Consider the following 13,352-nt stretch of genomic DNA (forward strand, 5'->3'; position numbering starts at 1 on the left):
ACTTTGCCTCAGAGGGCGCGCAGGTAGCGCCAGAGCGCGATCGCGCTGGCCGTCACCACGATGGACACCATCACCGTGGGCGGCAGGGTGCCGGGGTAGCCGGCCCCGGCGATCAGCAGCATGGCCGCGACGATGCTGGCGCCCATCAACACGGAGAACGCGAGCCATGGGGCGAGCCAGAACAGGCCGTGCCTGCGGCCCTGCAGCGCCGCCACGCCCGCGAGGATGAATCCGGGCAGCACCACGGCGAGGTCGATCACGTGGATGGGGTTCACCCACAGGCCTGCCTCGGTCAGGCTCGCCGGCGCCTGGCCGGTGAGGAGGGCGGGCACCAGGTCGCTGAGCCACAGCAGGGCGAAGAGGGCGCCGGTGCCGATCATGGTCCAGGCGGCCAGGGTGCGTCGTCCACCGTCGGGAAAGCTCGTGTCGCGGGCGATGAGGGCGGGTGCGGTGAAAACGACGGCGTAGGCGCTGAGGCCGAGGATCGCCACGTAGACGAGGAACAGCGCGTTGAGGTGCACCGCCATGGCGTAGACGATGTAGGCGTAGATCAGGTACAGCAGCGTGCCGAGCCAGAGCAGCCCGGCCCGGAACGAACCGGCGCGGAACCGGACCGCCGACGCCGTCAGGGCCACTACAGCCAGCAGGTTGCCGACGTCCTGACCCTGGGCCTGCAGCGCCCAGTTGGCTGTCTCCTGGACATAGGCCCAAGGGAGGAGCAGTCCGGAGACGCTGGCGACGGTGACGAGGATCGAGATCACCGCTGACCAGGCGAGGATTGGGAGGGGCGGGCGCTGAGTGATCACGGGCGCACAGTACTGCAGCCCGTAGGAGTCGCCGTTGACGGGGTGGTCGCGCTCAGCGGGGCACGGCGTCGAGGCGGGCGGCAACCTCGTTGGCCAGGCGCACCAGCAACGACGGAGCCCGGCGCCGCCTGGAGGCGCCGGCTCGCCGCCGCGGATCACCGCCGCGGCCAAGCTCAAGGCGGCCACGGACTCGGGGGAGCGCTCCGCCGCGACAATCCCAGCGAGCGCAACCAGGGCGCTCGAGGAATCGACGAGTCGCTGGACTGTCGCTGGGTCCGGAGTCGGCGTCAGGTCACCCCGCGGCGACGGTGCGCTCAGCGCCGACGCCGCCACAAGGGCGGCCCTCATGTGGCGCAGGTCGGCCGCCGGGTCGCGGGGGCTGGGGGCGCTCCCGAGGGACTCCATGGCCCGCGCGAGTGAGTCGCGCGCCTCGACCACCCGCTCGGCCATGCCCGGCCGGCGCACCCCGGGAACCACCGCGAAGCCGAACACCACCCCGATGAGCAGCGCCACGCCGACCGATGCGAGGTAGCCCCCGAGGCTCGCCCCGGCATCGAGGTCCCTCACGCCGATGTTCACGCCCAACGTGACCACGACGAAGGCGGCGTAGGACACCGGGGGGTTCGCCGCGACAGTCCCGATGCCCACCACCAAGGCGGCAAGCCCCACCGGCACGAGGGCCTGCGGTGGCAACATCCACAAAGCCGCCACCGAGACCACCGCGCCGACGGCGACCCCCGCCACGCGCTGCCAGGCTCGACGAAGTGTCCCGGCCCAGCTCGACTGGAGCACCCCGTAGGTCGCCATCAGAAGCGTCGAGACCAACGAGGTCCCGGGGGGAAGCAGCGACACCGCGACAATCGCAGCGGTGAGCACCGCCACGGACGTCCGGACGGCGTGGCGCAGGTGGACGGAGCGCCAGGAGAACGGCGCTCGCCAGACCGCGACGATCAGCCGACGCCGCGCGCTGGGCGGCAGCGACACCACGGCCTCGCCCCGGGCTCGGGCCGCATCGGCCGCCCGATCGAGAGCGGCCATGGCGGAGTCCCGTGCGGTCGTGCCCGCCTGTTCCGGGGCGGCAGAGGCCTCCGGTTCGCTGGCCCTGAGCAACGAGGCCACCTCGCGGGCGCGGGCGTCGAGGAGAGCCCTGCGCTCATCGTCGGGCTGCGAGGCGGTGCGGATCGATCGGAAGGCGCCAGCCGCGACCAGGCCTCGTCCAGCCACGCCGTCGGACGGTCCTGGAGCCAGGCCACCAGGGCCCCCGCGACATCGGGCTGGGGGGCGACGAGCACGGCCGCGACCTTCGCGCGCACCGGGCCGCTCGGGTCTCGCGCCCCGAGCGCGATCCGCAACACGACGACCGCTGACAGGGCGGCCACGGCTCCTGCCAGCAACTGCCCCGTGGTGACGGACTCGCCCAGCGGCAGGCCGTAGGACATCAGGGCGGTAAGCGCCAGGCCCTTCCCCACCGTCGCCCAGCGCGGCCCGCGCGCGCCGAGCAACCCGGCCACCAGCACCAGTGCCGAGAGGCTGGCCAGGGCTTCCACCGTGCTGACCGGGGTCAGCAGCCGGGGAAGAGTCATAGCGACGATGAAGACCGGCCCCACGACGACGAGCAGCCGCAGGTCTGCTCGGAGGGAGCCACCGGTGGCTCCCACGGTGAGGAAGATAGCGCACACCGCGGCCAGTGTGGCGGCCGGGCCGGCGTCGAGCAGCAGTCCCGCCAGCCACGCACCGGTGGCGACGGTGAGGGCGAGGGTCACCGTCGCCCAACTGAACCTGCTCACCAGAGCTTGGGGACGAGGACGGGGGTGCCCGCCTTGTACGCCTCGTAGTCGGCCTGTCCGCCCCACTTGGTGTCGGCCTTCCTCTCCAGCAGCGGGACGCCGCTCACCTTGGTGAGCAGAAGCGTCACGAAGAGAGGGGAGACGAGCGCGACCCACTGCCAGCCCTGGAGCGTGGGCAGCGCGATGATCGCGACCCCGGTCCAGAGCACGATCTCGCCGAAGTAGTTCGGGTGCCGCGACCGTGCCCACAGGCCGGTGGAGATGAATCTGCCCTCATTGTCGGGGTTGGCGTTGAAACGGCCCTTCTGCTGGTCCGCCACGATCTCGATCCCGAAGCCCACGGCCCAGACCACGAACCCGACCAGGGCGAACCAGTCCAGCCCAACCCGCGTGGCCGAGGTGATCGACACCCAGGCGGCGGCTGCGGTGAGCGTCACCCACAGGCCCTGGAGCGTCCACACGTTGAGGAACCGGACGAGCGAGGGCTTGAGATCGTCGAAGCGGTCGTCCTTGCCGGCCCTGTGGACGCGCCGGACCAGGAAGGTGCCGAGCCGCGCGGCCCACGCGAGCACCAGGGCCGCCAGCAGCAGGGCACGGGCGTCGACGGCAGGGGTGAGGAGGACGACCCCCAGGGTGATCGAGATGTAGGTCAGGCTGCCGGTCAGGTCGAAGAAGCGCTCGGTCTGCGCCGCGAACGAAGGGACGAACACGACCCACTGGATCACGAACGCGGCCGCGACCGCCATGGCGAAGACAGGGAATCCAGCGACGGTGGCCCCGCCCTGGCTGCCCGCCAGCGCCACGACCGCTCCGATCAGGACCACGAGGGGCAGCGCGATGAGCGATTGGCGGTCAGGGGAGTGGCTCACAGCAGGGCGGCGATGTCGGCCTGGATGGATGACGGCTCGACCTTGGGGGCGTAGCGACGCACGACGCGACCCTCTCGGTCGACCAGGAACTTCGTGAAGTTCCACTCGATGGCATCGCCGAGCGGGCCGGGGGCCTCCGCCCGCAGCCACGCGAACAGGGGGTGCGCGTCGTCACCGTTGACGTCGACCTTGCCGAACATCGGGAAGGTCACTCCGTAGTTGAGTGAGCAGAACTCGGCGATCTGGGCGGCGTCGTCGAACTCCTGATCGGCGAACTGGTCGCAGGGGAAGCCGAGTACAGCGAGGCCATCCCCCGAGTGGGTCGAGTGGAGCGTCTCCAGGCCGGCGAACTGAGGGGTGAAACCGCACTTGGAGGCTGTGTTGACCACAAGGACGAGGTTGCCCCGGTACTCGGACAGAGACTGCTCCCGGCCCGAGAGGGTGGACGCGGAGAATTCGTAGAGGCTAGTCACGGGCCAACTCTAGTTGTGCGGGATACTCGAGAAATGTCAGCCAAGCGCGCAGCCGCTCCCTCCACCGACCACAGTTCCGGCCTGCTCAGGACCGCGGGGCGGCTCCTGCTCGGGGGTGCTCTGGTCGGTGCGGGGATCGGTCACCTCACCACGCTGCGGGAGGAGTTTCAGGCCCAGGTGCCGCCGTGGCTCCCGCTGGACCCGGACTTCGTGGTGGTCGCCTCCGGTGTGGTCGAGGTGGGCCTCGGGGCCGCGCTCATCCTGGCGCCGCGCCGCCTACGGCCCGCGGTGGGATGGACGACGGCGGCGTTCTTCGTCGCGATCTTCCCGGGCAACATCTCGCAGTACGTGACGGGCACCGACGCCTTCGGCCTCACCAGCGACAACGCCCGCCTCGTGCGCCTGTTCTTCCAGCCCCTGCTGGTGGCGTGGGCGCTGTGGTCCACCGGCGCCTGGAGGGCGTGGCGGAGCCGCAGCTCGCGGTCGTTGCCCGAGCAGCCCTGAGGCGGACCGGTCAGCCGACGGCGACCGCCACGTCGCGCAGCGCGTAGCCGGAGATGATGTCGTCCCAGCCGAGATGCGGCTCCCGAACCAAGCGCACCGGGTGCGCGAACAACCGGGTGAGCAGGATGTCGGACTCCTGGATGGCCAGCGCGTTGCCGGGGCATTTGTGGGCGCCGTCGCCGAAGCTCATCACCTCCGGGCCGATGCCGCGGGGGAGCGGCCGGGCCGGGCACAGGTCGAGCGGCGCCTCGCCGACGGTCGCGGGATCGGCGTTGGCCTGACGGACGAACAGGTCCAGCAGGTCGCCCGCGGCCACCGTGTGGGTATGGTCCCCGTCGGTGAAGGTGAACTGGTGCTGCGCGCGCCTATACAGATGCCCGACGATGGGCTCGAGCCGCAGGATCTCATGGAGAATGGCGTACCGCTCGGCCTCGCCCGCGACGACGTAGCGCGCGCGGAGGGCGTCGTCGCGCAGCAGGTGGAGGGCGGCCATGGAGATGAACTCGCGGGTGGTGGCCATGCCGGCGGCGCCGTAGGTGACGCACTCGATGAGGATGGCGGGGACGGCGTAGCCCTCCGTGAGGAGGTGGCTGATCACGTCCTCCTGCGGCGACTTGCGGCGTTCGCGGATGGCGGGGCGCACGTCCCAGAGGTAGAACCACAACATCGGGATGCTCCCGCGGAGCTGGCGCACGGTGCTCGCGACGCGACCCTCCGGCTCAGCCGAGGCCGGGTCGAAGGACGGCTGGTCGAACAGACGCTCCAGGCGATGCGCCATGCGGGTGAGGTTGGAGTTGGTGAGGCCGATCACCTTGGCCGCGACCTCCGTCGAGTACCGCAGCGACACGTCGTCGAGCCTTGCTCCACCCTTGGTGACCATCTCCGCGACGAGGGCGTCGGCCCGCGACTCCATCAGCTCGCGGTATCTGTCCGCCACAGTCTTTGGTGCGAAGTAGCGGGCGATCTTGCTGCGCTGGAGTCGATGGGGTGCCCCGTCCATGAACAGGATGGGTTCGTTGGCCATGGTGCCGTCCGGGATGGCCTCGGAGTTGAACCCGGCCTGGGCGGTGGCGTCGCGCTCCCGGAGGATCTGCCGGACGGCCTCGGTGGAGCGGACCCGCCACACCCCGTCGGCGTGCTCGACGCGGGGGGAGTCGGCCTCCCCGGGCTTGACGGAGATGCGGCGGCAGGCGGCGACTTCGGCGCTCATGTCTCCAGGCTAGGGGGACGCCGCGGAATCGGTCGCTATTTGGGTTGGTCTACCCACCCAGGGAGCGACCGATTCTGGTCTAGCGTCGTGGGCATGGATGCCCGTGTGAACTTCATCACCCTCGCCGTGACCGATGTCGCGGCCGCCCGACGCTTCTACATCGACGGACTGGGGTGGGCTCCCGCCTTCGAAGCCGACGGCATCGTGATGGTGCGACTGTCGCCGACGCTCGTGCTGTCGCTGTGGGACGAGGACCAGTTCGAGGCCGAAGTGGGGCCCATCAGCCGCGGCGACGGGCTCGTGCCGTTCACGCTGGCGCACAATGTGCCGAGCCGCGAGGAGGTGGACCGGGTGCTCGCCGAGGCGGAGGCGGCGGGAGCGTCGGCAGTCTCCTTCGGGCAGGAGCGGGAATGGGGCGGGTACAGCGGGTACTTCGCCGATCCGGACGGGGTCCGCTGGGAGGTCGCCTACAACCCGGGGCCGCTGGGCGTCGAGTTGATGGAGGCCCAACAGCTGGAGCGAGCCCCGGGAAACGTCCCTGACCCCGCTGGCTGAGCCGACAGCGGCCCGCGGGGTGCCGCTTCGACCGTGGATCAGGAACTGTCAGAGGCGTCCGCCAGAGTGTGCTCTGTAGGGTTGGCGGCAGGAGGACCGAGTGACCACTGAACCCGTCAGGGACACCGCGGCGGCGCGCAAGGCGCGCGGCGCGTTCTTCACGCCACCCGAAGTGACGGAATTCCTGTGCCGCTGGGCGATCCGGCAGCCGACTGACCGTGTACTCGAGCCCAGCTGCGGCGACGGCGCCATTCTCGAGGCAGCCGTGCACCGTCTGCAGACGCTCGGTGGCGCCACGCCGGTGGTGGCGCACGAGCTGCATCCTGAGTCCGCGGGAGACGCGCAAGGGCTACTGAAAGCCCGTGGTCACCTCGGAGAGGTCAACGTCGGCGACTTCCTCGCGACGACGGCCACCCCCGGCTTCGACGCCGTCGTGGGCAATCCGCCTTACGTGAGATACCAGGGCTTCACCGGCCAGGCGCGTGCAACCGGACTCGCAGCAGCACTGGCTCAAGGGGTCCGCCTGAGCAGGTTGGCGAGTTCCTGGGCCCCTTTCGTCGTCCACACGGCGGGCTACCTCGCTCCGGGCGGCCGCCTGGCCCTTGTGCTCCCAGCCGAGCTTCTGTCCGCCAACTACGGTCAGGAGGTCCGGGACTTCCTCTTGGAACGCTTCGGCCAAGTCAGTGTTGCGCTGATCGATCGGCAGGTCTTCCCCGGAGTCCAGACCGAGGCGCTCCTCCTCCTTGCAGAGGGAAGCGGTGGGACGAACCAGGTGCGCTTCGCGATTGTCGACGAGGCCGAGGATCTCCACGGCGTTGTCTTCGACACCATCCTCGACGTATTGCCGGGGCAGCGCTGGACAACCGCGTTGGTCTCGGACGAGGCTACGCGGGCGCTGCATCGACTGACCACCGCGGGGACTTTCGCTCCCTTGGCCGCATGGGGGAGGCTCAGCCTCGGCGCCGTTACTGGTAACAACAAGTACTTCCTGCTGAGTCCCTCGACGGCTCGCGAGCTCGGGCTCACGGCGGAGGACACGATTCGCGTGTCGCCCCCGGGGTCGAGCCATCTTCGATCCTTGGCCTTCGGGCTCTCCGAGCATGGTGATCTGGGCGAGAGAGGCGCGAAGACGCTGATGTTCAGACCGGATGTTCCGTCCTCCGCTGGGCGTGCATACATCGCGGCAGGAGAGGCCGCCGGGGTGGACCAGGCCTACAAGTGCCGTGTCCGCTCGCCGTGGTGGCGGACGCCCCTCCCTGCTCCGCCGGACCTGTTCTTCACCTACATGAACCAGGGGACGCCGCAGCTGGCGGCCAACCCTGGGCAACTGCGCTACGTCAACTCGGTGCACGGCCTGTATCTCGGCCAGGAGCTCAAGGGTCTGTCCGATGTGGCGGCGGTAGCCGCCCTCAACAGCGTGACTGCTCTGTCGGCAGAGACGGCTGGCCGCGCCTACGGCGGCGGCGTGCTGAAGATGGAGCCACGGGAGGCTGCGGCGTTGCTCGTTCCCGCCCCGGCCCTGGTCCGGCAGCACTCCGATCAGCTCAGGGATGCCTTGCCGACCCTCCGCGGAATCCTCTCGCAGGGGAGGCTGACGGAGGCGCAGCAGATCGTAGACCACATCCTCCTGGGAGTGGCACGAGGGGAGCGCGCCGCTCTGCCCGCGATTCGGGAGGCCCGAGACATCCTGTCGCGCCGCAGGCACACCCGGGCCACAAGTCGCTCCACGAAGGGAAACCTGTGAGTTCACTGCGCATGAGGGCGTGGGCCCTGTTCGACCGAATCGTCGCCACCGCTCAACTCCGTGACGTCAATCCTTGGCACGTGGACGGTGGGGGCGGCGTTAGGTTTGAGCCGGACTACGCCACGCTGGCGAAGCTGCTGGCGGTGCCGGCTCACCTCATCGCAGCGAGTCAGTCGGGCGTACCCGCGCTGGCCCTCGATGTGTGGGTGGCCTCCGAGCTTCGTCGGGCTGGGTTCGATCCCAACAGAGTGTGGCCCCGCGCCGTCGCGCCCAGGGTGCTCCCCGACGAGGTGGTCAGCTTCGTAGCTGCGCTTCCGGCGAAACAGCGGGCAGACGCGCAGGAGCGGATCAATGTGCGCGGCGCTGGTGGATCGACGTCGGCCAACATTCTGGGCAAGAACTACGTCAAACAGGTCGACGTCGTGATGAGTTCGTGGGCAACAGGTCCGGAACTGATGATCTCCACCAAACGGATGGACTCGTCGTTCGGGAAGAACGCCGCGAACCGAGTTGAAGAGAGCTACGGGGACGCGAAGAACCTTCGCTCGCGTCACCCGCAGGCAGCCCTCGGATTCTTCTACAGCCTCGGGTCCAGTGCGCTCGACCAGGAGCCGGACACCGCCCGCTGGCTGATCGACCTCCTCGGGAAGCTCGGCCGTGAGGCGGATGCCTACGATGCTGTCGGCCTGATCATTCCGTCGGTGACGATGGGCGTGATGGGGGCGCCGAGGGTGATGGTGGGCGCGGTGGCGGTGGGTGGGGGTTCGCGGACGGTCTGCCATCCACGGATCACCACTCTGCGAGGCCCTTAGACGGAGACGGCGGAGCGGGACGCGATCTCGGCCGCGAACACCCGCGACGACTCCTTTGGGGTGCGCTCCAGGGTGTCGCGGTCCACCGCGTGGAGCCCGAACTTCGGGCCGTAGGCCGAGACCCACTCGAAGTTGTCCAGGAACGTCCAGTGGCAGTACCCGAGGACGGGGACGCCGTCGGCGATCGCACGGTCGAGACCGGTCAGGGCCTCCGGGATGAACGCGCACCGCTGGGCGTCGTCCTCGGTGGAGAGGCCGTGCTCGGTGACCAGCACCGGGACCCCGGTCGCGGCGGCCACGTAGCGGACCGCGCCCTCGAGCGACCCGGGGGAGATCGGCGATCCCATCCCGTTCAGCTCCACCTCGGGCCCATGAGCCACCCGCCCCGAGGCGTCGTAGAGCGCCTGCTCGTAGTTCTGCACCCCGACGAAGTCGTCGCTCTTCGCCAGCTCGATCCAGCGACCGTAGCAGGCGGCCCGCACACGGTCGCGGTGCGCCTCGCCGCCCGGCAGGGCCACGTCGTCCGCCACCGCGATGGAGAGGCCTACCGGGACATCGGGCCGCACCGCCTTGATCGCGGCCCGTGCCGCGACATGCGCCGCCTCGAACCCGTCCTCCAAGCCGTCGATCTCCTCCAGCTTTGCGACGTTGCCCGCCCGGTACCGCGACACCCCGGCAGCGGCCGACGCGGCGTCGAGGGTCGCGGCGCTCAGCTTCCAGATTTCGGCCGGCAACAGGTCGGCCAGGATGTGCTGGAGGTTGGGCTCGTTGAGCGTCGTGGTCGACGTCGTGGTGCCCGCGAACGCGACCGCGGAAGTGCGGCTTCCTGGCCTCGACCCAGTCGAGGTTAGCTCGGGTGCGCACCACTTCGAGTCGCAGTACCCACGGTTCCGCGAGGCGGCGGGGTCGCTGTCGGTGCGCTCGACGTTGACGGATCTGGTGGACCAGCCGGCGGCGGTCGCGGCGATCCGCGAGGAGCTGGCCGGGTTCTCGGCCGGCTACGCCGACGGCTTCTTCGCTAGGACTGCCGGGACCGACGGCTGCCGCCTCACTGACGTGCTCTTCGGGGTGCCTCCGCACGTCCGGGCCCGGCTCGACGAGCGGTTGTCGGCCCTCTGACCTGCCACCCCTCCGCAGAGTGTGGATTCAGGGATGGTAGACCGACGCTGAGGCCACACTCCGCGAGCACCCTGTCTCGCCACCGCGCAGCCCGGCGGCTCAGGTTTCTGAGGCTTCGAGGCCGCTGCGCGGCTCCTCAGCCAACGGGGCAGGCCGCTGCGCGGCTCCTCAGCCATCGGGGCGGCTCCTCAGCCGGCGGAAGACGGCTCACGGGCAGGTCGCCTCAAAGCTTCCCGGGACCGCTTCCATGAGGTCGGTCTCATAGTCAACGAACCCCACCTCTCCGCTGGCCTCCTTGCCGCTGAGGTTGATGAACTCGTCCGCGTTCGTGTCGGAGTCCCAGCTGACGGTCGGATCCTCGAAGTTCTCGACGTCGTGGATGCTGGCGGAGTGCCCGAACTCGTCGATGGACAGGTAGAACTGGACGCCGTCGGCGATCGCGGACAGCACGAACTCGGCTCCCTCCTGGCCGATTTCGTCCGGGCCGAACGCGCACAGGACGCCGTCGAAGTCCCAGGTCTCATCGCCGATGGTGAGGGAGGCAGAGCCGCCGGTCTGTTGCCCCTCGAGGCTGTCGGCCATGTCGGAGAAGTCCTCCGCCATCTCAGAGGCGTTCTCCTCCAGCTCATCGACCGATACGCTGCCCGGATCGGCGGCCGCTGACGAGGCCGCGGCGCCTACCTCCGACGCGATGTCGCTGGCGGCGGGCGCATCGTCGGCCCCTCCGCAGGCGGTGACGCCGAGCGCAAGTGCGGCGGTGAGGGCGAGCAGACGGGACTGCGAGCGGATGGACATGTCCAGACCTCCGGTTCGGTGACGTCCATCCAGCGTAGGGCGTTGCGCTCGTGCGTCCACCGGTGTCGGTCGAACGGTGCGCCGGGGCGCAGATGACGGCGGGCCAAAAGTCGTGCCGCGCAACTATCGGCCGGCATCTCCACTGATCAGCGCTGCCACGGCTCGTTGGTCAACGAGAGGGCGATGTCGTAGGCGCCGCCCGACACCGAGCCCCACCCCGAGGTCGCGACTGTCTGCCCATCGCCGGCGACGAGGTTGTACACCCGCGTGTCCCGTGGGGTGCCGGTGACGCAGCTCGACCCCACGGAGAGTGTCGCGGCAGACCTGGCGTTGACCACGTGGTCGACGAGGGAGAGCTCCGTGACGACTTTGACCGATGTCTCACCGCCCGCGCAGAGCTCGTGCGTGTAGGAATCGGTGGGGCGCAGCGAGGTCAGCACAATGTCGGGCTCGATGAAGATCAACTCCTTCGTCTTGTCGGAGCTGAATGTGTTGCGGTCGATGACGGTGAGATCCACCCGCAGCGAGACGGCCCGACGCACCTCGTCGGCATCGGCGGAAGGCGTGGATCCCGAGGCGTTGGCCGTGGGGGTGGCGCCAGCTGACGGGAAGCCTTGAGGCACGAGGATGCTCGGAAACACGGGGATGGGCTGGAGCGGGACGAGGACCGTCCCCGTCCCGGTTGAGTCCGCCACGGTCACGATTTCAGAGGTGAGGATCGTCCCGAACTGTCTCCCGTCCGGCGCTCGCAGCTGCCACGCCCCCCGGTGGTCCCCGGGCTCGCCCGGCGTCGTCACGCTCACGGTGATGTCGGCAGTCCCTCCGGGCACGATCGGGCGAACTGTAGGAGTTGGACCGGCGGGGCTGAGGTCTCCGTCGAGGTGGATGAGTTCTGTACCCTCCGGCCAGCTGCCGCAGCCAGTGTTGACCAGCCGCCAGCTCTTGTCGAAGGTGGTGTCGACCGGCAACTGGGTGCCGTCCGGTGCGCTCAGGTGTCCGGCCAAGGCCGCGTCCGGCGCGCAGTCTGGCTCGTCAGGTGTCGCGGCCACGGAACTCGCAGCAGTGGTGGCCGTGGACGCGTCGGCTCGCGACGGCTGGGGCTGTGCCGTCGAGGCTCCCCCCAGCGTGATGGAGGCGCTACACCCGGTGGCGAAGGCGCACAGAGTCAGAGCCGTAATCCAGCGTCGTGTCATCAGAGCACCCCCGGCGATCGGTTTCGGGTCAGCCTATCCCGGGGCGTCAGTGGCTGAAGGCGGCGACGATCATCAGAGAAGTCAGCCGCGAAAGGGTGATCGTTCCTCACACAACTGCAGCCGCGAACGTGAGGGCGGTTCACGCTGGAGCGATGGGATCGGATCTATCGAGGACTGCCGTGATCGAAGTGACACGCAAGTACGCCCGGGCGTATGTGGCGGCGACGAAGAAGGTCAAGGGTGCGATGCTCGACGAGTTCTGCCTCGTGACCGGGCTGTCGCGGGACCGGGCCCGGCACCTGTTGACCGCCACCGGCACCCGGCCCTCGAACGTGGCCAGGATCGACCGCCGCCGCGCGAAGCCGAGGAAGTACTCCACCGATGCCGCCAGGGTTCTGGAGCGGGTGTGGGTGCTCTCCGGCTGTGAGTGCGGCCCCTACCTGGCCGCGGACATGACCAGGCTCCTGTCGAACCTGGAGGCCAACAGTGAGCTCGCCCCGGGGCGGGGCGGTTACAGCCCGGGGGTGCGTGCCGAACTGGAGGCGATGTCCGGGGCCACGATCGACCGCTATCTGGCCGGGTTCAAGGCCACCCACGGGCTACGCGGGTTCACCACCACCCGGCCGGGTCCGCTGCTGCGGACCTCGATCCAGATCCGCAAGGCCGGCGACGAGGCCGAAGCCGAGCCCGGGTTCCTCGAGGTCGACACCGTCGCCCACTGCGGCCCCACCCTGAAGGGCGAGTTCGCCCGCTCCGTGTCGTTGACCGACGTGGTCACCGGCTGGACCCAGGTGATCGCGATCCGCAACAACGCCCGCCGCTGGATGCTTGAGGCCCTCGACCAGGCCATCGACCTGTTCCCATTCCCGATCCAAGGCCTCGACTGCGACAACGGCTCCGAGTTCATCAACCACGACGTCATCAACTGGGCCGGCCACCGCGACATCTTCTTCACCCGATCACGGCCCTACCGGAAGAACGACCAAGCCACCATCGAAGCCAAGAACAACCACATCGTGCGCCGGCGAGGGTTCTACTACCGCTACGACACCCCCACCGAACTCGCGCTCCTCAACCAGCTGTGGCCCCTCGTGGCTGACCGCGGTAACTACTTCATCTCCACCAAGAAACCCGTCGGCTGGGGCGCCGACAAGGCCGGACACCGTAAACGCATCTACGACCGCCCCAGTCCACCCCTGGACCGGCTCCTCGCCGCCCAGATCCTGTCCCCAGCCCAGCAAGCCGACCTGCTGGCCCGCCGCGAGCAGCTGAACCTGGCCGAACTCACCCGCGACATCACCCGCATCCAAGGGCTCCTGATCGCCGCCGCCAAAGACAAAACCGACGCCCTCTACACCGCCAAGCTGACCCTCCCCAGCGCCACCACAGCGATCAAGACCCCACGCACCGCCTGACCCATTTCGCGGCTAAACCATGTGAGGAACCAGGAATCATTTCGCGGCTACCTTGACATGAGGAACTACG

General features: G+C 69.4%; 14 protein-coding genes. 6 read left to right on the plus strand and 8 right to left on the minus strand.

The window, feature by feature from the left end; all coding sequences use genetic code 11:
* Window positions 1-8: 8 nt before the first annotated feature.
* From ACZK39_RS15300 to ACZK39_RS15315, 4 genes are read right to left on the minus strand one after another with little or no spacing between them, the layout of a single operon-like run.
* On the minus strand, window positions 9-1,844 hold the full coding sequence (locus ACZK39_RS15300) for an FUSC family protein (RefSeq protein ID WP_463613809.1): 1,836 nt from the start codon (window positions 1,842-1,844) through the stop codon (window positions 9-11).
* Complete coding sequence (locus ACZK39_RS15305; RefSeq protein ID WP_463613810.1) at window positions 1,757-2,593, minus strand: hypothetical protein; 837 nt, start codon at window positions 2,591-2,593, stop codon at window positions 1,757-1,759. Before ACZK39_RS15305 ends, ACZK39_RS15300 begins: the two co-directional genes overlap by 88 nt.
* Window positions 2,590-3,462, minus strand: coding sequence for a DUF1295 domain-containing protein (locus ACZK39_RS15310; protein WP_463613811.1), 873 nt, complete (start codon window positions 3,460-3,462; stop codon window positions 2,590-2,592). Before ACZK39_RS15310 ends, ACZK39_RS15305 begins: the two co-directional genes overlap by 4 nt.
* Window positions 3,459-3,935, minus strand: a complete 477-nt coding sequence (locus ACZK39_RS15315; protein WP_463613812.1) for a glutathione peroxidase — start codon at window positions 3,933-3,935, stop codon at window positions 3,459-3,461. The genes ACZK39_RS15310 and ACZK39_RS15315 overlap by 4 nt, the downstream gene beginning before the upstream one ends.
* Before the next feature lie 33 nt (window positions 3,936-3,968).
* Between ACZK39_RS15315 and ACZK39_RS15320 the strand changes: the two genes are divergently transcribed.
* Complete coding sequence (locus ACZK39_RS15320; protein ID WP_463613813.1) at window positions 3,969-4,439, plus strand: DoxX family protein; 471 nt, start codon at window positions 3,969-3,971, stop codon at window positions 4,437-4,439.
* A gap of 10 nt (window positions 4,440-4,449) precedes the next feature.
* On the opposite strand, the gene ACZK39_RS15325 is transcribed toward ACZK39_RS15320, so the two are convergent.
* Window positions 4,450-5,649, minus strand: coding sequence for a cytochrome P450 (locus ACZK39_RS15325; protein ID WP_463613814.1), 1,200 nt, complete (start codon window positions 5,647-5,649; stop codon window positions 4,450-4,452).
* A gap of 93 nt (window positions 5,650-5,742) precedes the next feature.
* On the opposite strand from ACZK39_RS15325, the gene ACZK39_RS15330 reads away from it, so the two are divergent.
* The 3 genes from ACZK39_RS15330 (at window position 5,743) to ACZK39_RS15340 (ending at window position 8,760) form a co-directional block, all read left to right on the plus strand.
* Entirely contained in the window at window positions 5,743-6,204 is a 462-nt protein-coding gene (locus ACZK39_RS15330) for a VOC family protein (protein ID WP_463613815.1), read from the plus strand.
* 100 nt (window positions 6,205-6,304) lie between these two features.
* Window positions 6,305-7,948 carry an N-6 DNA methylase gene (locus ACZK39_RS15335; RefSeq protein ID WP_463613816.1) on the plus strand — a complete coding sequence of 548 codons (1,644 nt, stop codon included), beginning with the start codon at window positions 6,305-6,307 and terminating at the stop codon, window positions 7,946-7,948.
* Entirely contained in the window at window positions 7,945-8,760 is an 816-nt protein-coding gene (locus ACZK39_RS15340) for a hypothetical protein (protein ID WP_463613817.1), read from the plus strand. Before ACZK39_RS15335 ends, ACZK39_RS15340 begins: the two co-directional genes overlap by 4 nt.
* Here ACZK39_RS15340 and ACZK39_RS15345 read toward each other — a convergent pair.
* Window positions 8,757-9,494: a family 1 glycosylhydrolase gene (locus tag ACZK39_RS15345; protein ID WP_463613818.1), complete on the minus strand. Its 738-nt coding sequence runs from the start codon at window positions 9,492-9,494 to the stop codon at window positions 8,757-8,759. The two genes, ACZK39_RS15340 and ACZK39_RS15345, sit on opposite strands and share 4 nt — an antisense overlap.
* Window positions 9,495-9,528: 34 nt before the next feature.
* Here ACZK39_RS15345 and ACZK39_RS15350 point away from each other — a divergent pair, with 34 nt between their 5' ends.
* The gene (locus tag ACZK39_RS15350; RefSeq protein WP_463613819.1) at window positions 9,529-9,879 is read left to right on the plus strand and encodes a hypothetical protein; all 351 of its coding nucleotides are present in this window, start codon (window positions 9,529-9,531) and stop codon (window positions 9,877-9,879) included.
* 207 nt (window positions 9,880-10,086) lie between these two features.
* On the opposite strand, the gene ACZK39_RS15355 is transcribed toward ACZK39_RS15350, so the two are convergent.
* Both ACZK39_RS15355 and ACZK39_RS15360 read right to left on the minus strand, forming a co-directional pair.
* Window positions 10,087-10,674: a hypothetical protein gene (locus tag ACZK39_RS15355; protein WP_463613820.1), complete on the minus strand. Its 588-nt coding sequence runs from the start codon at window positions 10,672-10,674 to the stop codon at window positions 10,087-10,089.
* A 146-nt stretch (window positions 10,675-10,820) separates the two neighbouring features.
* Window positions 10,821-11,867, minus strand: a complete 1,047-nt coding sequence (locus ACZK39_RS15360) for an NBR1-Ig-like domain-containing protein (protein ID WP_463613821.1) — start codon at window positions 11,865-11,867, stop codon at window positions 10,821-10,823.
* A 179-nt stretch (window positions 11,868-12,046) separates the two neighbouring features.
* Here ACZK39_RS15360 and ACZK39_RS15365 point away from each other — a divergent pair, with 179 nt between their 5' ends.
* Entirely contained in the window at window positions 12,047-13,282 is a 1,236-nt protein-coding gene (locus ACZK39_RS15365) for an integrase catalytic domain-containing protein (protein ID WP_463612408.1), read from the plus strand.
* Window positions 13,283-13,352 lie beyond the last annotated feature (70 nt).

This window comes from Tessaracoccus luoxuelianae (genome assembly GCF_055326245.1).

Excerpts from the sequence above, each read along its gene's own strand:
- ACZK39_RS15300 (WP_463613809.1), bottom strand. The coding sequence starts at position 1,844 with ATGGCCGCTCTCGATCGGGCGGCCGATGCGGCCCGAGCCCGGGGCGAG.
- ACZK39_RS15320 (WP_463613813.1), top strand. The coding sequence starts at position 3,969 with ATGTCAGCCAAGCGCGCAGCCGCTCCCTCCACCGACCACAGTTCCGGC.
- ACZK39_RS15325 (WP_463613814.1), bottom strand. The coding sequence starts at position 5,649 with ATGAGCGCCGAAGTCGCCGCCTGCCGCCGCATCTCCGTCAAGCCCGGG.
- ACZK39_RS15330 (WP_463613815.1), top strand. The coding sequence starts at position 5,743 with ATGGATGCCCGTGTGAACTTCATCACCCTCGCCGTGACCGATGTCGCG.
- ACZK39_RS15355 (WP_463613820.1), bottom strand. The coding sequence starts at position 10,674 with ATGTCCATCCGCTCGCAGTCCCGTCTGCTCGCCCTCACCGCCGCACTT.
- ACZK39_RS15360 (WP_463613821.1), bottom strand. The coding sequence starts at position 11,867 with ATGACACGACGCTGGATTACGGCTCTGACTCTGTGCGCCTTCGCCACC.